17 protein-coding genes are annotated in these 21,204 nt (G+C 63.0%); 7 read left to right on the top strand and 10 right to left on the bottom strand.

Annotated features, from left to right (window positions below):
* The 6 genes from B2S33_RS11985 to mreB form a co-directional block, all read right to left on the bottom strand.
* Positions 1–3,810 carry a YhdP family protein gene (locus tag B2S33_RS11985; RefSeq protein ID WP_288650358.1) on the bottom strand — a complete coding sequence of 1,270 codons (3,810 nt, stop codon included), beginning with the start codon at positions 3,808–3,810 and terminating at the stop codon, positions 1–3.
* An 82-nt stretch (positions 3,811–3,892) separates the two neighbouring features.
* Complete coding sequence (rng, locus tag B2S33_RS11980) at positions 3,893–5,350, bottom strand: ribonuclease G (RefSeq protein WP_027913731.1); 1,458 nt, start codon at positions 5,348–5,350, stop codon at positions 3,893–3,895.
* A 55-nt stretch (positions 5,351–5,405) separates the two neighbouring features.
* Positions 5,406–6,035 (bottom strand): Maf family protein, encoded by a 630-nt coding sequence (locus B2S33_RS11975; protein ID WP_110606874.1) that lies wholly within the window; start codon positions 6,033–6,035, stop codon positions 5,406–5,408.
* Positions 6,036–6,068: 33 nt separating this feature from the next.
* Entirely contained in the window at positions 6,069–6,557 is a 489-nt protein-coding gene (gene mreD / locus B2S33_RS11970) for a rod shape-determining protein MreD (RefSeq protein WP_027913729.1), read from the bottom strand.
* A complete protein-coding gene (mreC, locus tag B2S33_RS11965; RefSeq protein ID WP_028687046.1) occupies positions 6,557–7,585 on the bottom strand; it encodes a rod shape-determining protein MreC in 1,029 nt (342 codons plus the stop codon). The genes mreD and mreC overlap by 1 nt, the downstream gene beginning before the upstream one ends.
* A 224-nt stretch (positions 7,586–7,809) precedes the next feature.
* Entirely contained in the window at positions 7,810–8,847 is a 1,038-nt protein-coding gene (mreB, locus tag B2S33_RS11960) for a rod shape-determining protein MreB (protein ID WP_003255163.1), read from the bottom strand.
* 206 nt (positions 8,848–9,053) lie between these two features.
* On the opposite strand from mreB, the gene gatC reads away from it, so the two are divergent.
* The 5 genes from gatC (at position 9,054) to B2S33_RS11935 (ending at position 13,862) form a co-directional block, all read left to right on the top strand.
* Positions 9,054–9,341 (top strand): Asp-tRNA(Asn)/Glu-tRNA(Gln) amidotransferase subunit GatC, encoded by a 288-nt coding sequence (gene gatC / locus B2S33_RS11955; RefSeq protein WP_023533299.1) that lies wholly within the window; start codon positions 9,054–9,056, stop codon positions 9,339–9,341.
* 15 nt (positions 9,342–9,356) lie between these two features.
* Complete coding sequence (gatA, locus tag B2S33_RS11950; RefSeq protein WP_027913726.1) at positions 9,357–10,808, top strand: Asp-tRNA(Asn)/Glu-tRNA(Gln) amidotransferase subunit GatA; 1,452 nt, start codon at positions 9,357–9,359, stop codon at positions 10,806–10,808.
* An 11-nt stretch (positions 10,809–10,819) separates the two neighbouring features.
* The gene (gatB, locus tag B2S33_RS11945; protein WP_027913725.1) at positions 10,820–12,265 is read left to right on the top strand and encodes an Asp-tRNA(Asn)/Glu-tRNA(Gln) amidotransferase subunit GatB; all 1,446 of its coding nucleotides are present in this window, start codon (positions 10,820–10,822) and stop codon (positions 12,263–12,265) included.
* Positions 12,266–12,384: 119 nt separating this feature from the next.
* Positions 12,385–12,759 (top strand): septal ring lytic transglycosylase RlpA family protein, encoded by a 375-nt coding sequence (locus B2S33_RS11940; RefSeq protein WP_023533371.1) that lies wholly within the window; start codon positions 12,385–12,387, stop codon positions 12,757–12,759.
* A gap of 59 nt (positions 12,760–12,818) precedes the next feature.
* Positions 12,819–13,862, top strand: coding sequence for a calcium/sodium antiporter (locus tag B2S33_RS11935; protein ID WP_132578307.1), 1,044 nt, complete (start codon positions 12,819–12,821; stop codon positions 13,860–13,862).
* Positions 13,863–13,877: 15 nt separating this feature from the next.
* Here the strand turns inward: B2S33_RS11935 and B2S33_RS11930 are convergent, their stop codons facing one another.
* The 4 genes from B2S33_RS11930 to B2S33_RS11915 all read right to left on the bottom strand — a co-directional run bounded on the left by B2S33_RS11930 (position 13,878) and on the right by B2S33_RS11915 (position 18,264).
* Entirely contained in the window at positions 13,878–15,239 is a 1,362-nt protein-coding gene (locus B2S33_RS11930; RefSeq protein ID WP_027913723.1) for an amino acid permease, read from the bottom strand.
* Positions 15,240–15,289: 50 nt separating this feature from the next.
* Positions 15,290–16,231 carry an AEC family transporter gene (locus B2S33_RS11925; RefSeq protein ID WP_027913722.1) on the bottom strand — a complete coding sequence of 314 codons (942 nt, stop codon included), beginning with the start codon at positions 16,229–16,231 and terminating at the stop codon, positions 15,290–15,292.
* 216 nt (positions 16,232–16,447) lie between these two features.
* Positions 16,448–17,008: a response regulator transcription factor gene (locus tag B2S33_RS11920; protein WP_027913721.1), complete on the bottom strand. Its 561-nt coding sequence runs from the start codon at positions 17,006–17,008 to the stop codon at positions 16,448–16,450.
* Positions 17,008–18,264 carry an ATP-binding protein gene (locus tag B2S33_RS11915; protein ID WP_027913720.1) on the bottom strand — a complete coding sequence of 419 codons (1,257 nt, stop codon included), beginning with the start codon at positions 18,262–18,264 and terminating at the stop codon, positions 17,008–17,010. The genes B2S33_RS11920 and B2S33_RS11915 overlap by 1 nt, the downstream gene beginning before the upstream one ends.
* A gap of 201 nt (positions 18,265–18,465) precedes the next feature.
* Between B2S33_RS11915 and B2S33_RS11910 the strand changes: the two genes are divergently transcribed.
* Positions 18,466–19,182 (top strand): SIMPL domain-containing protein, encoded by a 717-nt coding sequence (locus B2S33_RS11910; protein ID WP_027913719.1) that lies wholly within the window; start codon positions 18,466–18,468, stop codon positions 19,180–19,182.
* A gap of 375 nt (positions 19,183–19,557) precedes the next feature.
* Complete coding sequence (locus B2S33_RS11905) at positions 19,558–21,183, top strand: ABC transporter substrate-binding protein (protein ID WP_027913718.1); 1,626 nt, start codon at positions 19,558–19,560, stop codon at positions 21,181–21,183.
* Positions 21,184–21,204 lie beyond the last annotated feature (21 nt).

Genomic DNA, 21,204 nt, shown 5'->3' with positions numbered 1-21,204 from the left:
CTATTTCTGGAATGGTTTCACAAAGGTAATCTTAGGCTCTTTCCACGGCCCTACTACCCGGTAATGCACGCTGGCAAAGCGCGACACCCGATCGCCAATCAGCCGGTCGACCAGAAACAGTGCGCCGCCCACGGCCGGGGCGCCGACGATCAGCGCTGCCAGGGGAAGGTTGTTGGTGACCGGCAGGCTGACCTGCAGGTTGGCAGCGACCCGCTCACGCACCATGTCCAGGGTACCATCGAGTTCGAAATCGCTCGACGGGCCAGTTACCTTGATCGGCGTGCGGGTTACGTATACCCCTTCACTGGCCACCAGCAGCCCCTTGAGCCGGTCGTAGGCCAGGCCCTTTTCGAACAAGTCGGAGAAGTCCAGGCGCAAGCGCCGACCAATGGCGTTGAAGTTCAGCAAGCCGAATACCCGCAACGCTTGTGCGCCACCGTCCACCTCGACGAACTGCCCGCTGTGCAGCACTGCATCGAGGCTCCCGGAGAACCGCTTCAGGCTGATTGCCGCCGGGGAGCCCGGCCACCGCCCGTCCACGTCCATGCGAAAATCCCGGGCGGTTACCGTCGGGGCAAAGCCCCAGGCCGTGAGCACGTCACCCAGTTGCTTGCCTTGCACGCGGCCTTTGTACCAGCTCGTGCCGCCTGCGCCATCCCAACCACCGGCGCCGTCGATGCGCAGCCCCTTGAGGTTCAGATCGATGTCGCTGGCGTTCACACCGGCACGGGTCGGCCGCAGCTTGATCGCAGCGCTGCCGTACAGATCGTCACCGCGGTACAACGTGTCGATGCGCACGTCCAGCGGCGGCACCTTGCGCGGATCGAACGACGCCAGCGGGTCGGCGCCGTCTTCGTCCTGCGCCTGGTCGGCATTGCCTGCCGGCAGGCGCAAGGTTTGCAGCCGCACCACGATAGGGGCGCCCTCGGCGTCGGGCACGCGCGCGTCGCCCACCACCTGCCGACTGTCCAGGCGCACGTCCCAGGCCGCCGACCCACGTGCCAGACGCACCCTCGCCTGGTTCAGCTCGGTACCGTACGCCTTCAGAGCCCCGATGCTCAGGTCAACGCTCTGCAGTGTCTGGCGCGCATTGCCACCTGGATCGTCGCCCCCTAGCTTCTGCGCCTGAGCCTGCCAAGGCTCAAGGTCCAGGGTATCGAGGTGCCCACGGATACGCAGGCCGCGACCGCCAGGAGGCTGCGCTTGACCAGCACCAAGCAGCAGCTCACCAGCGCCCTGGTCCAGGTGCTCGGCTGGCGCCACGTAGGCTAGCCGGGCAAGATCGGTGTAGGCGGCGTCGATGTGCCGTTGCGCGCCTTGCAGGTTCATGCTGAAACGGCTGGCCCGACTGTCGGCAGGCGCTTTGCCAAAGGGCGCCGGCAGGTCGATCGACAGGCCTTTGAGGTCCGAATCGACGTTAATCAGGTTTTCACGTGCGCCAATGCTCAACTGCAGCTGGTACGGCAGCTCGCCAGACGCCGGCAGTGCCTGGTCGAAGTGCAGCCATTGGGTCAGTGCTTGCAGCGAAACCCGGCCGCTGGCGCTGATTCTGGTCTGCATCTGTCCCGGTTCGCCTACAGCGGCAATCTGTGCAGTGACCGGCTTGCCGAATGCCTGCAGGGAAATGCCCTTGCCACTGAGGCCCTTGTCGTAGTCGAAGCTGAAGTCGCCCTTCAGGCGCGTGAGTTCCAGCTCGGGCGATGCAATCTTGAGCCGTGCATCGCGCGTGCCGAAATCCACCTTCACCTTAGGTTGCTGCCCATGGGCCAGCGGGATGTCCAGCTTGACCTTGCCTTTGAGGGGGCCCTCACCTTCCCATCCTGCAAAGATTTCATTGGTGCCAATGGGCGCTTGCTTGAGTATCTTGAGCCCGTCCACCAGGCCACCCTCGAAATTGCCGTCCAAGTGCAAGTGGCTGTCACCCATGCCTTCCACATGTGGAATGTCGACTTTCACGTCGCTGATTTTGGTGTCGAGCAGCACACCGCGTTGCGCCTTGATGCGCACACCGCTGTCCTCGATGAACACGTCACCGTCCACATGCTGTACCTGTGGCCAGCCGGGCTGGAAGTCCAGGGTGGCATCATGAACTTTGAAGAACAGGCTGATGCTGCGAGCTTCGGGCTTGGCACCGTGATTGAGCGAGCCCTGGTACTGGAAGTAACCCTGGTCGACACTGCCTTTGACGATTGCGCTGCGCAGCCATTGGTCCAAGGCCGGGCTCAACACCTCGGGCAAGTACTTGGCGGTGTAGCGGCCATCGCCGTCGGTCAGACCGACACGCAGGTCCATGTAGTCTTCACGCCCTTCCTCGAACAACAGGCGGATGAGGAAGTCGCCTGCAATGTTGCCCTCCTCGCCCACGACCTTCAGGTAAGGAGCGATCAGGGTGAAGCCTTCCTTGTCCAGTGCCCAGGTCAGGCGCGCATTGGCTTTCTGGTAGTGCCAGGGTTTGGCGAAGATCGGATCCAGGTGCAGCATGAAAGCGTCGGTGTCCAGGCGCAGTTCGCCATGCCCAAGGTCGCCGCTGATGCTGCCGCTCACGTTACCGGCAGCCGGGGCGCCGTGATACGCATCGAAACCCACGCGCTCCAGGTTGCTTTCGAACGCCAGCCGGCGATCGCCGTCGGCCTTGGGCCGGGCCGTCAGGTGCACGTTGCGCAGGGCACCTGTGACATTGAGGCCATCGATCACCGCCAGCACTTGCTGGCCCATGGGCGCCAAGGCGTGGATCAGCGGCGTGAGAGGGGTCAGCTCCACACGGTCGGCCTGCACCTGCCAGCTTTCATCGGCCGGGGCCGCACCGTTGCGCTGCATCAACCGCAGCCGCGAGGCCCAATGCGTGTCGCCAATGTCCATCGCCAACGCGTCGACAATGACGTCGAAGCCCTCATCCTGACGCTCGAACCAGGCATTGAGGGCGAGGCTGTCTACCTTGACCGGTTTGCGCGTGTCATAGGCCCCTTGCAGGTGCGGCGCATTCAGGCGTACGGCGCCTTGGTGCAACTGACGGTCGCGCCAGTCGAACCAGGCTTCACCGCCTGCCTGCAGCACCTGGGCATGCCACTGCCCCAACAGCCGGGGCGGCAACCAGCGTGCCCAGTCACTGTGCGGCAGGTTGAGATAGCCCTGTACCTGCGCATCACGCCAGGCTTCGGCCGAAGCGCGGCTGCGCGCGCTCAGCGTCAGGGGTTGGCCATCTGGCAAGGTTGCCCGCAGGTCCAACGATTGCCGCGAGGGCCCCGCCAGCAAGCCTGCGCTGACATAGGTCAGCGTCAGCGGATCACGCTGCCAGGCGTGGAGGGTAACTTGGCTGTCGAACACATCGACCCGCCCAAGCCGGCGCAGGTCCTTGAGCAATTGCTCGGGCTGCAAGGGTGCGTCGTCCTGCTTGGGCAGGCCCTCGAGCTTCCACTTGCCGGCTTCATCCTCTCGGGCGATCAGTTGCAGGCCAGCCAGCTGGATGCGCGCCAGGCGCACTTCACCTGCGACCAGGCTGCCCCAGACATCCGGCACCACGGTGACGTCATCGAGCCGCAAGGCCGTGCCGCCTTCACCGATTTGCAGGTCGCGTACGGTCAGCACCGGCGACAGCCTGTTCCAGCGGCCCTGAAGCGCGCCAATGTGCACCGGCACACCCAGCGCTCCGGCGACCTTGGCCTGCACCGTGCTGCGGTACTCGGCCGCCAGCGGCACCAATGCCCGGCCAAGGCTGGCGTACAGCGCCACTGCGATGACCAGCAACGCGCAAGCCCCCAGCCCCCAACGGGTCAGGACACTCAGAACGCGGCTTAGACGTCCCATGGCCATGGCCCTCCAGGTCGTATATGCATAATGGCCCGTGGTGCCGTTTTCGCCATGCCGATCGAACCGCGTCGGGTTTCAGCAGGCCTCAGAGCAGCACCACGTCATACTGCTCTTGCGAATACATCGACTCGACCTGGAAGCGAATGGTTCGCCCGATGAAGGCCTCGAGTTCAGCCACGTTGCCAGACTCTTCGTCCAACAGGCGATCGACCACCTTCTGATTGGCCAGCACGCGATAGCCTTCCGCCTGGTAGGCGCGGGCTTCACGCAGGATTTCGCGAAAGATCTCGTAACAGATGGTTTCGGGCGTTTTGAGCTTGCCTCGCCCCTGGCAAGCCTGGCACGGTTCGCACAGCACCTGCTCAAGGCTCTCCCGGGTGCGCTTGCGGGTCATCTGCACCAAGCCCAACTCGGTGATGCCGATGATGTTGGTCTTGGCGTGGTCGCGCTCCAGCTGTTTTTCCAGCGTTCGCAGCACCTGACGCTGGTGATCTTCGTCTTCCATGTCGATGAAGTCGATGATGATGATGCCGCCGATGTTGCGCAGCCGCAGTTGCCGGGCAATGGCGGTGGCGGCCTCCAGGTTGGTCTTGAAGATGGTTTCTTCCAGGTTGCGGTGACCCACGAAGGCGCCGGTGTTGACGTCGATGGTGGTCATCGCCTCGGCCGGATCCACCACCAGGTAGCCACCCGACTTCAACGGTACCTTGCGATCCAGGGCGCGCTGGATTTCATCCTCGACACCGTACAGGTCGAAGATGGGCCTTTCGCCTGGGTAGTGTTCCAGACGGTCGGCGATTTCAGGCATCAGCTCTTGCACGAACTGCGTGGTGCGCTGGAAGGTTTCCCGCGAGTCGATGCGGATTTTTTCGATCTTCGGGTTGACCAGGTCGCGCAGGGTACGCAGCGCCAGGCCCAGGTCTTCGTAGATGACCAGGGGTGCGCCACAGGTCTTGATCTGCGCCCCGATCTGCTCCCACAACCGCCGCAGGTAGCGAATATCCTGCAGGATCTCCTCAACCCGCGCGCCTTCGGCGGCGGTGCGCAGAATGAAGCCGCCAGCGCCTTGTATGTTCTCGCTGTCCACGCAATCACTGACCACGCGCTTGAGGCGTTCACGCTCGGCCTCGTCCTCGATCTTGAGCGAAATGCCCACGTGGCTGCTACGCGGCATGTAGACCAGGTAGCGCGACGGGATCGACAACTGGGTGGTCAGCCGCGCGCCTTTGCTGCCGATGGGGTCTTTGGTGACCTGTACCACCAGGGCCTGGCCTTCATGGACCAGGGCGGTGATGTTTTCCACGGCCGAGCCTTCGCGCTGCGAAATCTCCGAGGCATGGATGAACGCTGCCCGTTCCAGCCCGATGTCCACGAACGCCGCCTGCATGCCAGGCAGCACCCTGACCACCTTGCCCTTGTAGATATTGCCGACGATGCCGCGACGCTGGGTGCGCTCGACGTGCACTTCCTGCAGTACCCCGTTTTCCACCACCGCCACGCGTGACTCCATCGGGGTGATGTTGATCAGGATCTCTTCGCTCATGGCAGGTTCTCGTCCAGGGTCTTGTTCTAATGATGGATGGCGCAAACGGTGCTGGCTACTGCGGGCGCGTCACCTCAGGTTCCGAGGCCGCCTGTTGCCAGCAAGCGATGCCGAAGCGCTCGAGCAACTGTGCCGTTTCGCTCAATGGCAGGCCGACCACGGCCGAATAGCTGCCAATCAGCCCGGTGACGAATACCGCGCCCAGCCCTTGAATCGCATAGCCGCCCGCCTTGTCTGCCGGCTCGCCGCTGGCCCAGTAGCGCTGCGCTTCCTGCTGGTGGATGTCGCGAAAGCGGACGGTGCTGCTGACACACAAGCTCTCGACACGCGTGCCGTCATCGAGCGCCACGGCCGTCAATACCTGGTGTTCGCGGCCGGACAACCGGGCCAGCATGCCCAGGGCGTCGTCACGGTGCTCGGGTTTGCCCAGAATATGGCCGTCAAGCACGACGGCCGTGTCAGCGCCCAACACCACAGCGCCCTCGTTCGCGGTCTCGGCCGGTTCGAGACGGGCACGACCCGCTGCAGCCTTGGCTTTGGCCAGGCGCTGCACATACACCTCGGCGCTTTCGCCAGGCAGCGGGGTTTCATCGATGGGCGCGCTGACAACCCTGAAGCGTACGCCGATCTGCGTCAACAGCTCGCGCCGACGTGGAGAGCCGGAAGCCAGGTATAGCGGGGTCATTCGGACATCTCCCTGTCAGCGGCCACCAAGCCGTCAATTGATGTGCAAGCGTCGGCGAAGGTCGCGCAAGGCAAAGCTGATCCACGGCCAGAGCAGCGCGCTGATCACGGCCGACCAGACCAGCGCCAGGGTAGGCAGGCGATTACCGGTCAAGGCACTGAGCCACAGCTGGAGCAACTGTGCAATGCCGAAGACCACCAGGATGATCAGGCTTTGCTGCCACATGGGGAACATGCGCAGGCGCTGTTGCAGCGACAGCACCAGGAATGTGATCAGGGTGAGGATCAACGCGTTCTGCCCCAACAGGGTGCCGTACAGCACGTCCTCGGCCAGGCCAAGCATGAACGCTGTGGCCATGCCGACCTTGTGCGGCACGTTCAAGGTCCAGAACGACACCAGCAACGCCAGCCACATGGGCCGAAAGACTTCCATGAACTGCGGCATGGGCGAGACACTGAGCAGCAGGCCAACGGCAAATGTCAGCCAGATGACCCAACCATTGTTGCGGCGCGATGCGGCCATCACTGCCTCCGGGGTTGAGTGGGCGCAGCGGGCGCTGCGGCCGGGCTTGCGGACTGTGCAGCTGGCGCTGTGGCGGGCGTACTGGACTGGGTGGCAGGCGCAGGGGTTACGGCAGGCGCGCCGTTTGCAGGGGTACCGTTTGCGGGAGTGCCGTTTGCAGGCGCACCTTGACCGGTCGTACCAGCACCCTGAGCAGGAGCCCTCTCGCCTTTGCGGTCTGCTTCTTCCTGGGCAATAGCGGCATCGGTGGCGCGCTGCTCGGGCGTACGCCGGTCGCTGAACACCAGCAGCATGTAACGGCTACGGTTGAGCGCCGCGGTGGGGATGGCGCGCACAATGGCGAATGGCTGGCCGGAATCGTGGATCACCTCGTTGACGGTGGCCACGGGATAACCGGCGGGGAAGCGTTGGCCCATGCCGGAGCTGACCAGCAGGTCGCCTTCCTTGATGTCCGCCGTATCGGCCACGTGGCGCAACTCGAGGCGCTCCGGGTTGCCGGTACCGCTGGCAATGGCGCGCAAACCGTTGCGGTTGACCTGCACGGGAATGCTGTGGGTGGTATCGGTGAGCAGCAAGACCCGCGAGGTATAGGGCATCAGTTCGACCACCTGCCCCATCAGGCCGCGAGCGTCGAGCACCGGTTGACCGAGAAACACGCCATCGCGCTCACCCTTGTTGATCAGGATGCGGTGTGTGAAGGGGTTGGGATCGACGCCGATCAATTCGGCAACTTCGACCTTTTCGTCAACCAGCGCCGAGGAATTGAGCAGCTCACGCAGGCGCACGTTCTGCTCGGTCAACGCCGCCAGCTTCTGCAGGCGACCTTGCAGCAGCAGGGCCTCGGTCTTGAGTTTCTCGTTCTCGGCAATCAGCTCGTTGCGGCTGCCGAACTGGCCCGCCACCCCTTGCCAGGCGCGTTGCGGCAAGTCGGTGATCCAGTACGATTCCATGAGCACCAGGCCCATCTGGCTGCGAACGGGCTTGAGCAGGTCAAAGCGCGCGTCGACGACCATCAACGCGACCGACATCACCACCAGGACGAGCAGGCGAACGCCCAGCGACGGGCCCTTGGAGAAAAGCGGTTTAATGGGCCGTTCCTCGTGGACGACTCAGGAAGTCATTGGACATGGGACAAGGCACCAGCCTGGTTACGAATTGACGGATGAGGCGCCCGGACGGGCACCGGCCAGCACATACAGGTAGCACTGTGCGTGCTACCTGTAAACCGGGGCTCACGAGCCGCGAGGACGAATCACTCGCTCGAGAGCAGGTCCATTGCGTGCTTGTCCATCATTTCCAGGGCTCGACCGCCGCCGCGGGCGACACAGGTCAACGGGTCTTCGGCGACGATGACCGGCAGCCCGGTTTCCTGGGCCAGCAGCTTGTCCAGGTCACGCAGCAGTGCGCCGCCGCCGGTCAACACCAGGCCACGTTCGGCGATGTCGGAAGCCAGTTCGGGTGGCGACTGCTCCAGGGCGCTCTTGACCGCCTGAACGATGGTCGCCAGCGACTCCTGCAGCGCTTCGAGCACTTCGTTGGAGTTCAGGGTGAACGCACGCGGTACGCCTTCGGCAAGGTTACGGCCGCGAACGTCGACTTCGCGCACTTCACCGCCCGGGTAGGCAGTACCGATTTCCTGCTTGATGCGCTCGGCGGTGGATTCGCCGATCAGGCTGCCGTAGTTACGGCGCACGTAGGTCACGATGGCTTCGTCGAAGCGGTCACCACCGACACGCACCGATTCGGCATAGACCACCCCGTTGAGCGAGATCAACGCGATTTCGGTGGTACCACCGCCGATGTCGACGACCATGGAGCCACGGGCCTCTTCGACCGGCAGGCCGGCACCGATGGCGGCCGCCATGGGTTCTTCGATCAGGAACACTTCGCGGGCACCTGCTCCCAGGGCCGACTCGCGAATGGCGCGGCGCTCAACCTGGGTGGACTTGCACGGCACGCAGATCAGCACACGAGGGCTGGGCTGCAGGAAGCTGTTCTCATGAACCTTGTTGATAAAGTATTGCAACATTTTTTCGCAGACGCTGAAGTCGGCGATCACGCCGTCCTTCATCGGACGAATGGCTGCGATGTTGCCAGGCGTACGGCCCAGCATGCGTTTGGCTTCGGTACCGACGGCGACGACGCTTTTCTGATTGCCATGGGTACGGATGGCAACAACCGAGGGCTCATTCAGGACGATACCGCGCTCACGCACGTAAATTAGGGTGTTGGCAGTACCCAGGTCGATGGACAGATCGCTGGAAAACATGCCACGCAGTTTCTTGAACATGGGAAAGTGACCCTGGGGAAAGCGTGGGTAAAAAAGTGCGGCAAACTCTAACAATGGCAGGGATTTTGGGCAAGGAGCCAATATGTTAAATTGGCTGTTTTTCCGAGCATGCCAGCCGATGATCGCGGCTATTGGACCGCCAAAAAGCTGACATGTTCCTCATTGCGGACACTGAATCCGTTCTTTCTATCCTTCTGGAGATCCCCATGGCGCTTGAACGCTGCGACGTGGAAAAGATCGCCCATCTGGCCCGATTGGGCCTAAATGATGGCGAACTGCCACGCATTACCGACGCCTTGAACAGCATCCTCGGGTTGGTCGACCAGATGCAAGCGGTGGACACCGCCGGCATCGAACCCCTGGCTCACCCCCTTGAGGCCAGCCAGCGCCTGCGCCCCGACCAGGTCACCGAGCACAACCAGCGTGACGCCTATCAGGCCGTCGCCCCACAGACCGAAAACGGTCTGTACCTGGTTCCGAAAGTCATCGAGTAAGGGATAGAGCCTGCCATGCATCAATTGACCCTGGCCGAGATCGCCCGCGGACTCGCCGACAAGTCGTTTTCCTCCGAAGAGCTGACCGGCGCCCTGCTGGCCCGTATCAAGCAGCTCGACCCACAGCTCAACAGCTTCATCACCGTGACCGACGAGCTGGCCCTGGGCCAGGCACGTGCTGCCGATGCCCGCCGCGCCGCTGGCGAAGGCGGGGCGTTGCTGGGCGCGCCCATTGCCCACAAGGACCTGTTCTGCACCCAGGGCGTGCGCACCAGCTGCGCGTCGAAGATGCTCGACACCTTCAAGGCGCCCTATGACGCCACCGTGGTGGCCAAGCTCGCCGAAGCTGGCATGGTCACGCTGGGCAAGACCAACATGGACGAGTTCGCCATGGGCTCGGCCAACGAATCGAGCCACTACGGCGCGGTGAAAAACCCCTGGAATCTCGAGCACGTACCCGGTGGCTCGTCGGGCGGCTCAGCCGCTGCCGTGGCAGCGCGCCTGCTGCCGGTGACCACCGGCACCGACACTGGCGGCTCGATCCGTCAGCCGGCCGCACTGACCAACCTCACCGGCCTCAAGCCCACCTATGGCCGCGTCTCGCGCTGGGGCATGATCGCCTATGCCTCGAGCCTGGACCAGGGCGGCCCCCTGGCCCGCACGGCCGAGGACTGCGCGCTGCTGCTGCAAGGCATGGCCGGCTTCGACGCCAAGGATTCGACCAGCATCGAGGAGCCGGTTCCCGACTACAGCGCCACCCTGGGTGATTCGCTGCAAGGGTTGCGTATCGGCCTGCCGAAAGAGTACTTCGGGGCTGGCCTGGACCCGCGCATCGCCGACCTCGTGCAGGCCAGCGTCAAGGAGCTGGAAAAGCTCGGCGCGGTGGTCAAGGAAATCAGCCTGCCGAACATGCAACACGCCATCCCGGCGTACTACGTGATCGCTCCGGCAGAAGCGTCCTCGAACCTGTCGCGTTTCGACGGTGTTCGCTTCGGTCATCGCTGCGAGGCGCCCAAGGACCTGACCGACCTGTACAAGCGTTCCCGCGGCGAAGGCTTCGGCGCCGAAGTGCAGCGCCGGATCATGGTCGGTACCTACGCCCTGTCGGCGGGCTACTATGACGCGTACTACGTGAAGGCCCAGCAAATTCGCCGCCTGATCAAGAACGACTTCATGGCTGCCTTCAAGGATGTCGACCTGATTCTCGGCCCGACCACGCCCAACCCGGCCTGGAAACTGGGCGCCAAGAGCAGCGATCCGGTCGCCGCCTACCTCGAGGACGTCTACACCATCACGGCCAACCTCGCGGGCCTGCCAGGCCTGTCGATGCCAGCCGGCTTCGTCGATGGCCTGCCGGTAGGCGTGCAGTTGCTGGCGCCTTACTTCCAGGAAGGCCGCCTGCTCAACGTAGCCCATCGCTACCAGCAGGTGACCGACTGGCACACCCGCGCCCCTAACGGCTTCTGAGGAACAGACACATGCAATGGGAAGTTGTGATCGGGCTGGAAATTCACACTCAGCTCGCCACCCAGTCGAAAATCTTTTCCGGTAGTGCCACCACGTTTGGCTCGGAACCCAACACCCAGGCGAGCCTGGTCGACCTGGGCATGCCAGGTGTGCTGCCGGTCCTGAACCAGGAAGCGGTGCGCATGGCGTGCATGTTCGGCCTGGCCATCGATGCCGAGATCGGCAAGCGCAACGTGTTCGCGCGCAAGAACTACTTCTACCCCGACCTGCCCAAGGGCTATCAGATCAGCCAGATGGACCTGCCGATTGTGGGCAAGGGCCACCTGGACATCGCGCTGGAAGACGGCACCATCAAGCGCATCGGCGTGACCCGTGCCCACCTGGAAGAAGATGCGGGCAAGAGCCTGCACGAAGATTTCAGCGGCTCCACCGGCATCGACCTGAACCGTGCCGGCACCCCGCTGCTGGAAATCGTGTCCGAGCCCGACATGCGCAGCGCCAAGGAAGCGGTGGCCTATGTCAAGGCCATCCATGCGCTGGTGCGCTACCTGGGCATCTGCGACGGCAACATGGCCGAAGGATCACTGCGCTGCGACTGCAACGTGTCGATCCGGCCCAAGGGCCAGACCGAGTTCGGCACTCGCTGCGAGATCAAGAACGTCAACTCGTTCCGCTTCATCGAGCGCGCGATCAACAGCGAGATCCAGCGCCAGATCGACTTGATCGAGGACGGCGGCAAGGTGGTTCAGGAAACGCGCCTGTACGATCCGAACAAGGACGAGACCCGCTCCATGCGCAGCAAGGAGGAAGCCAACGACTACCGTTACTTCCCCGACCCGGACCTGCTGCCGGTGGTCATCGAGGACAGCTTCCTGGAAACCGTGCGCGCCGGCTTGCCGGAACTGCCCACCCAGAAAGTCGAGCGCTTCCAAAGCCAGTACGGATTGTCGGCATACGATGCCAACGTTTTGGCATCGAGCCGTGAACAGGCCGACTACTTCGAGGAGGTGGTCAAGCTCGGGGGCGACGCCAAAATGGCCGCCAACTGGGTCATGGTCGAGCTGGGCAGCCTGCTCAACAAGCTGGGCATCGAGATTGACCAGGCCCCGGTCACCGCCGCGCAACTGGGCGGCATGCTGGTGCGCATCCGCGACAACACCATCAGCGGCAAGATCGCCAAGACCGTGTTCGAGGCCATGGCGGCAGGTGAAGGCGACGCCGACACCATCATCGAAAGCCGCGGCCTCAAGCAGGTCACCGACAGCGGCGCCATCGAGTCGATGCTCGACGAGGTGTTGGCGGCCAACGCCGAACAGGTCGAACAGTACCGCGCCGCCGACGAGGCCAAGCGCGGCAAAATGTTCGGTTTCTTCGTCGGCCAAGCCATGAAAGCTTCCAAGGGCAAGGCCAACCCTGGGCAGGTGAATCAGTTGCTCAAGGCCAAGCTCGAAGGCTGACCGCACCCTTCAGCGGGGGCTCGCCCTCGCTGACAGACCAGCCGAGGTTGACCAGGACACAGGTCCACCTCGGCTTGTCCCGCGCCCGGCCAAAAGCCCCGGCGCACCGGAGTACCTGTATGTTCAAACGTTCTTTGGCCAGCTTGGCCCTCTTTTCCTGTCTGGCAGGCTGCGCCAGCCATGACATCGACCCGCGAGGTTATGACCGCACGGGTACTGCCTCCTACTACGGCGCCCGCCATCACGGCAAACGCACCGCCAGCGGCGAGGCGTTCAATCAGCATGGCCTGACGGCGGCTCATCGCAACCTGCCGTTCGGCAGCCGGGTGCTGGTGACCAACCTGGCCAATCGGCGCAGCGTGGTGGTCCGCATCAACGACCGCGGCCCGCACGCCCGCAGCCGGCTGATCGACCTGTCTCGGGCTGCCGCTGAAAAAATCGGCATGGTGCGTAGCGGAACGGCGCGCGTGCGAGTACAAGGTCTTAGTGACTGACGACCAGGAGCTTTACCATTTTCGATCTGGCCACCCTCCCCACGTTCAGCCTGCTGCAGCTGGGCATCGCCTTGCTGCTGCTGGTCGCAGGCGCCGAACTGCTGGTACGGGCTGCACTGCGCCTGGCGCAACGCCTCCACGTGCGGCCGCTGATCATCGGGCTGAGCCTGGTGGCATTCGGCAGCACTGCACCCCAGTTGACCCTCAGCCTGCAGGCCGCCTACCAAGGCGCACCGGACGTCGCCGTGGGCAGCGTCATCGGCAGCAACATCTTCAATGTGCTGGCCATTCTTGGCCTGGCAGCGCTGGTCATTCCCCTTCGCGTGTCTCGCCAGCTGGTACGCCTGGATATTCCGCTGATGATCCTGGCCAGCGCCCTGGTCTACGGGTTGGCTGCCAATGGCTATCTGGGCCGCGTTGAAGGCGTATTGCTGCTGATGGGGCTGGTGGGTTACCTGGCCATGCTCTGGCACCAGTCCCGTCACTACGCACGCACCTACCCTGCCCCGCCATCGGTGCCACAAACCCCGGCACGCTTCTGGTGCGGGACGTTACTGTTGGTGATGGCGGGCCTGGCCCTGCTGAGCCTGGCCGGTCATCTGCTGCTCGACGCTGCCGTGGAAGTGGCCACTGACCTGGGCCTGTCCGAGCGCGTCATCGGCCTTACGGTGGTCGCCATCTGCACGTCGTTGCCGGAACTGGCAGCAGCCCTGATCGCTGCCTTACGCGGTGAACGCGAGATCGCCGTGGGCACGGTGATCGGCAGCAACCTGTTCAACCTGTTGGGCGTATTGGGCCTGACCGCCGTGGTGACCCCCGAGCCCCTGTCGATTTCGCCCAATGCGCTGGATTTCGACCTGCCCGTCATGCTGGGTGTGGCCGCGTTGAGCTTGCCGGTGTTCTATTCAGGCTATCGCATCACCCGGGCCGAAGGGCTGGTGTTCCTGTGCCTGTACCTGGCCTACGGCCTGCACATCGCTGCGTTCACCATGGGCATGCCCCTGGCCGGGCGCCTGGAGCGCCTGATGCTGCTCTACGTATTGCCCGTGCTGGCGGTTGTCTTGGTGTACACCACGGTGCGCGCCTGGCGCCGCCAGCATTGAGCACCCCAAGTCAGATCAGCGGCTGGCCTGACGGGCCTTCTTCAACTTGAAGGCTACCCAGAGCAGCAGGATCCAGCCGGGGATCAGCATCACCGAGATGCGAATGGGCGGCGTCAGGTACATCACCACCAGGATCAGCACGATGAAGGCCAGGCACAGGTAGTTGGTGAACGGATGGCCCAGGCTCTGGTAGAACGGCTGTACCCCTGCCGCGCGCTTGGCCTTGCGGAACTTGAGGTGGGTGATGCTGATGCTGGCCCAGTTGATCACCAGCGCCGACACCGCCAGTGCCATCAGCAGGCCAAAGGCTTCGCCGGGCATCAGGTAGTTGATCACCACACACAGGCCCGTGGCCAGGGCAGAAATGCCTAAAGCTGCCAGGGGTACACCGCTGCGGCTGACCTTCAGCAATTGACGCGGGGCGTCACCTTGGCTAGCCAGGCCGAACAGCATGCGACTGTTGGCGTACACGCAGCTGTTGTAGACCGACAGCGCCGCTGTCAGGACCACAATGTTGAGGATGGTCGCGACCAGGTCGCTGTCCAGCTCATGGAAGATCATCACAAATGGACTGCCGCCTTGTACCACCTTCTGCCAGGGGTACAACGAAAGCAGCACCGCCAGCGCGCCGATGTAGAAGATCAGGATCCGGTAGACCACCTGGTTGGTGGCCTTGGGAATGCTCTGGCGCGGATTGTCGGCTTCGGCGGCCGTGATGCCTACCAGTTCCAGGCCACCGAACGAAAACATGATCACGGCCAGGGCCATGACCAGGCCGCTCACGCCATTGGGGAAGAACCCGCCGTATTGCCACAGGTTGGCCACGCTGGCGTCCGGGCCGCCGTTACCGGTGCTGAGCAACCAGGCGCCGAAACCTATCATGCTGACGATGGCCACGACTTTTACCAAGGCGAACCAGAACTCCATCTCGCCATAGACCTTCACCTGGGTGAGGTTGATCAGGTTGATCACCACAAAGAAGATCGCGGCCGTGGCCCAGGTTGGAAAGTCAGGCCACCAGTACTGGACGTAGATACCCACCGCCGTCAGCTCGGCCATGCCGACCAACACGTAGACCACCCAGTAGTTCCAGCCAGACACGAAGCCTGCGAACTCGCTCCAGTACTGGTGGGCAAAATGGCTGAAGCTACCGGCCACCGGCTCTTCGACGACCATTTCCCCGAGCTGGCGCATGATCAGGAACGCCATCAGGCCAGCAATGGCATAGCCCAGCAAAACGGAGGGGCCGGCCAGCTGGATGGTCTGGGCAATGCCCAGGAACAACCCCGTGCCGATGGCGCCGCCGAGCGCGATCAGCTGGATGTGACGATTCTTCAGCCCGCGCTGTAACCGCTCGGGCGTGCTCTGGTCTTGCATGAAGTGTCCTTTCGCTCAGTGAGGCAATGCTGTTGTTTGCAGTCAAGGATCTAGATCCATCCGCCCCACTGCAAGATGAAAATACCAATGTTGGTGGTGATCGCGGCCATCAGCGTGGTAATCACGATGATTGACGCGGCAAGTTCATGGTTGCCGTTGGCCGCACGCGCCATCACGTAGCTGGCCGCTGCGGTGGGGCTACCGATGTAGAGAAACAGGATGCCCAGTTCGGCCCCGCGAAAACCACAAAGCCAGGCACCCAGTGTGCCAACGAGTGGCAGCCAGGCCATTTTCACCAGGCTGGCGTCCACGGCCAACCTGCCGCTGTCGCGAAGGGCCGTCAGCGACAGGGTGCCGCCAATGCAGATCAGGGCAAGGGGTAAGGTCATCTGCGCCAGGTAGTCACCGGAGGTGAGCAGCCAATTCGGCAAAGGGACCTGGCCGTAGGCCATGGGAATGGCGACCAGCACGCTGAGAATCAGCGGATTTTTCAGGATGCTTTTGAGGATGCTCCACGGGTCGGACTTCAGGTCGGGGCTGTAGACCGCCAGCACGATGGCAGACAACGAGTTGTACAACAGGATCACCAACCCAGCCAGTACCGCACCCAGTGAGATGCCATAGTCGCCGTACAAGCTTGCGGCCAGCGCCAGGCCAATCACCCCGTTGTTGCCGCGAAAGGCGCCTTGGGTGTAGATACCACGGTCGGCCCACGGGCTGCGCCAGACGGCCATGCCCCAGGCGATGGCAAATCCGGCCAGGGTGGCCACCGTGAAATAGATCATGATCCCTGGCCGGACCGCCGCCGCCAGGTCGGCATGATAGATGCCCAGAAACAGCAAGGCCGGCATGCAGACGTTGAACACCAGTTGCGAAGCGACCTTGTTGAAGTTGTCGTCGATCAGGTGGATACGGCGAAGCAACACGCCCAGAAACAGCATGGCGAAAACGGGCGCCGTGATGTTCAGCGTCTGGATGAGAAGGGCAAGCATGGGCGCACGATCCTGAAAGGGGGTTGCCGTTAGGGGGCTAATGATACGCCAACGGCCAGGATTTGCGGGCATTGTGCGGTGATGGGAGCGCAACCGTGCCCTGCCGGGGCACTGGACCGGCCGCGATGGGCTGCGCAGCAGCCCCAGGTGTCAGCTGCGCAGCGCATGTTGTCGGGGCCGCTACCTCGCGGCAACAGGCCGCGCCTACAGCACGATTCAGCGCCGAACTGGCCGCTTCTGCAATTTGCGCTGCAGTGTCCGGCGGTGCATGCCTAGCGCGCGTGCGGTCGCCGAGATGTTGCCCTCGTGCTCGTTCAGCACGCGCTGGATGTGTTCCCACTGCAGACGGTCCACGGACATGGGGTTTTCCGGCACCAGGGTGTCCAGGTCGGTATGCTCGGACAACAGGGCCGCCAGCACGTCGTCAGCGTCAGCCGGTTTGCACAGGTAGTTGCAGGCGCCGCGCTTGACCGCTTCCACGGCGGTGGCGATGCTCGAGTACCCGGTCAGGATGACGACCCGCATTTCCGGGTCCAGCTCCAGCAGCTTGGGCAACAGCACCAGGCCCGAATCCCCTTCCATTTTCAGGTCGAGCGTGGCGTAGTCCGGCAGGTCTTGCTGGGCCAGGATCAAACCTTCTTCGGCCGAGCTGGCGGTGCTTACCCGAAAGCCCCTGCGGCTCATGGCCCGGGCCATCACCCGGGTGAAGGTAGCATCGTCGTCCACCAACAGCAGGTGCGGCAGCTCTTCGGTTTCAACCTGGGTTTCTTCACTCATCATGCTTCTCCTCGCGTGCCATAGGGCAGGCGCAATTCGGTCAGGGTGCCACCTTGTTCATGACTATAGAGTTTCACTGAGCCACCCGCACGGGTGACGCTGGCCTTGCTCAGGAACAGGCCCAGGCCGAAGCCCTTGCCCTTGGTGGTAATGAAAGGTTTGCCAATGGCCTCGGCGATGGCCGGCGGTACGCCAGGGCCATGGTCGCGAATGCTGATGACGATGTCCTGGTGATCCCAGTCCAGGCGCACCTCCAGGTCATCAGGACAGGCGTCGGCGGCGTTGTTCAACAAGTTGAGCAGTGCCTGGGTCAGGTCAGGCGGCGGCGTCAACCGAGGGACGAGCCCATCACGCAGGCGCTGGAAGCGGTAACTGGCTTCCGGGCGCATCAGGTGCCAGCGGTTGAGGGCCTCGTCGAGCCAGACGGTGACCTCCTGCTCGACAATGGCCAGGCGGCGATTGGCCTCGGCGGCGCGAACCAGCTGTTGCAGTGTTTCCTTGCACAGTTTGACCTGGTCCTGAAGAATCTGCAGGTCTTCCTGCAGCAGCGGATCAGTATGGTCCTGGCGCATCTCGTTGAGCAACACGCTCATCGTCGCCAGCGGCGTACCCAGCTCGTGGGCCGCGCCCGCCGCCTGGGTGGCCACGGCCAGCAATTGCTCATCGCGCAGGCTTTCTTCGCGCCGCTCCGAGCGCAAGTGTTCCTGGCGCCGAAGCTCCTCGGCCATGCGCGCGGCAAAGAAGGTGATCACCGCCGCGGCCAGCGCAATGCTCAGCCACATGCCGTAGACCTGCATCTTGTCCCGTGCCAGCGGCAGGCCCTCAAGCGGGTAGAACTGCACCAGCAGCAGGCTGTAGGCCGTCAGCGCGATGCCCGACAGAATCAGCGAATACAGCCAGGGCAGCGTCACCGCCGCGATCGCCAGCGGCACCAGGTAGTAGGACACGAAAGGGTTGGTCGAGCCGCCGGAGTAGTACAGCAGAGCGCTGTGTATCAACAGGTCGCACGCCAGTTGCAGGGCATATTCGAGTTCGGTGACCGGCAGCGACAGGCGCAGGCGCAGCGCCGTGAAGGCGCACAGCAGCGAGGACAAGGCCAGGGTGCCGGCCAGCGACAGCCAGGGCAGTGGCAGCAGCTCGGTCCAGTAGGCCACGCCGACCGAGCCGGCCTGGGCGGCCAAAACCAGGACGCGAATAACGGTCAGTCGCCAGAGGTTCTGGCGCGTAGCGGACAGCGGTTGTGCGGCGGCGAGCATGAGCTCTCCTGATGAGTGCTCCAGAAAATCGGCTGGAGTATACCGAAGCGGGGCATGCTGCTGCAGTGATGCGGCAAAGCGCCACACTTTGTCACAGCTTCATGGGGCCAGCGCTGAACCCACTACACTGTTCCCGGTCTGATGGGCCATGCGTGGAATGGATGGCCACACCCCACGCTTTCATCTGCCAAGGAGCACCTTATGCTAATCCAACGTCGCGGCGCTGCCCTTCTCTTGTCCTGCGGTTTGCTGGCCAGCTTGCCAGCGCTGGCCGCCGATGAGCCGCGCTTCAATCAGGTGTCACTGCGCGCCGAAGTGAGCAAGGAAGTGGCACGCGACCTGATGGTCGTGACCCTCTACAGCGAAGCGCAGAACACCGACCCGGGCAAGCTTGCCAAGCAGATCACCGAGACCATGAACAAGGCTGTGCAGCAGTCGCGCCAGGTCAAGGACGTCAAGATCAGCCAGGGCAGCCGCAACAGCTACCCGGTGTACGACACCAAAGGCCAGAAAATCACCGGCTGGCGCGAGCGTGCCGAGCTGCGGCTCGAAAGCGCGGACTTCCCAGCGCTTTCACAGCTCACCGCCGAGCTGCTGCAAGACCTGAAAATGGGCGGCATGGACTTCTCCATCGCACCGGCTACCCGCAAGTCCAGCGAAGACGCGCTGCTCAAGGAAGCCGTCGACGCATTCAAGGCGCGCGCCCAATTGGCCACCGAAGCCCTGGGCGGCAGTGGTTACAAAGTAGTCAGCCTCAACCTGAACAGCAGCGGCTATCCACGGCCTTACCTGCGCAGTGCACCGATGGCGATGAAGGCCATGGCAGCAGACGAAGCTGCGCCAGCGCCGGACATCGAGGCGGGCACCAGCGAAGTGAGCATGAACGCCGATGGCTTGATCGAAGTGCAGATGCCTTGACGGCGAGGTGGCAGGGGGCAGGTCCAAGGGCTGCCCCTGACCAGCAGCTGATGCCCTGGCGCCTTAACTGCCCCGCCAGGGCTCTTTACCCTCCCCTGAAGAAAGGCCCGCATTTTAAGAGATTTCCTACACCCTCTTAAGCCTTTCCCGACATCCTCATCCAATCAGCAATATTCAGCAAAAAGCCATCATTTTGCCCTCGCAAACGTTTAACTCCGCCAAAAGTTACACCGATGCGACATTCATGTACTGCCGTGCCACTTTTCAAGTCCCGACTAACCTTGTGCATATTGCATTGGGCCCACCCCTGCATAAGTATCCGCAGGTCGGCTCACGAGGCCGCCCTCTCTGAACAATGACAACAATGAGGCCAACATGCTCAAACATGCAGTCATTCCGTTCCTGCTAGGCGCAGGTTTGCTCACTGGCGCGCCGTCGGCCTTCGCCGCTTCGAACCTGGTGTTCTGTTCAGAAGGCAGCCCGGCCGGTTTCGACCCGGGGCAATACACCACCGGTACCGATTTCGACGCCTCGGCCGAAACGGTCTTCAACCGGTTGACTCAGTTCGAGCGTGGCGGCACTGCGGTCATTCCGGGGCTGGCAACGCGCTGGGAGGTTGCAGAAGATGGCAAGACCTACACCTTCCACCTGCGCGAAGGCGTGAAGTTCCACACCACCGACTACTTCAAGCCCACTCGCCCGTTCAATGCAGACGACGTGCTGTTCACGTTCAACCGCATGCTCGACAAGGACCATCCATTCCGCAAGGCCTACCCCACCGAGTTCCCGTACTTCACTGATATGGGCATGGACAAGAACATCGCCGGGATCGAGAAACTGGACGAGCACACGGTCAAGTTCACCCTCAACGACGTCGACGCCGCCTTCATCCAGAACCTGGCCATGAGCTTCGCGTCCATCCAGTCCGCCGAGTACGCCGACCAGTTGCTCAAGAACGGCAAGGCCGCCGACATCAACCAGAAGCCGATCGGCACTGGCCCGTTCGTGTTCAGCAAGTACCAGAAGGACGCGCAGATCCGCTTCAAGGGCAACAAGGACTACTGGAAACCCGAGGACGTGAAGATCGACAACCTGATCTTCGCCATCACCACCGATGCTTCGGTGCGCATGCAGAAACTCAAGAAGAACGAGTGCCAGGTCACGCTGTTCCCGCGTCCGGCCGATATCGCGCCGCTCAAGCAGGACTCCAAGCTGCAGATGCCCCAGCAAGCGGGCTTCAACCTGGGCTACATCGCCTACAACGTGATGGACCAGGTCAAGGGCAGCAACCAGCCCAACCCCATGGCCCAGCTCAAGGTGCGCCAGGCGCTGGACATGGCCGTGGACAAGCAGAAAATCATCGAGTCGGTGTACCAGGGGGCGGGCCAGCTGGCGGTCAATGCCATGCCGCCGACCCAGTGGTCGTATGACAGCAGCATCAAGGACGCTCCCCACGACCCCGACAAGGCCCGCCAGTTGCTCAAGGAAGCCGGCATCAAGGACGGCACTGAAATCACCCTGTGGGCCATGCCGGTCCAGCGGCCGTACAACCCAAACGCCAAACTGATGGCCGAGATGCTCCAGGCAGACTGGGCCAAGATCGGCATCAAGGCCAAGATCGTCAGCTATGAGTGGGGCGAGTACATCAAGCGCTCCAAGGCGGGCGAACAAGGCGCCATGCTCATTGGCTGGAGCGGGGACAATGGCGACCCTGACAACTGGCTGGGCACCTTGTATGGCTGCGACGCCATCGACGGCAACAACTTCTCCAAGTGGTGCTACAAGCCCTACGATGACCTGATCAAGCAGGCCAAGGCCACCTCCGACCAGGCCAAGCGCACCGAGCTTTATCAGAAAGCCCAGCACATCCTCAAGGAGCAGGTGCCGATCACCCCGATCGCCCACTCCACCGTCTACCAGCCCATGAGTGCCAAGGTGAAGGACTTCAAGATCAGTCCATTTGCCCTCAACGCGTTCTACGGCGTCAGCGTCGACAAATAGCCTGAGGGCTGCGCCCGCCTG

This window comes from Pseudomonas sp. UBA5568, from assembly GCF_002425525.1.
Taxonomy (GTDB): domain Bacteria; phylum Pseudomonadota; class Gammaproteobacteria; order Pseudomonadales; family Pseudomonadaceae; genus Aquipseudomonas; species Aquipseudomonas fulva.
This window is presented reverse-complemented; position numbering and strand designations above follow the sequence as displayed.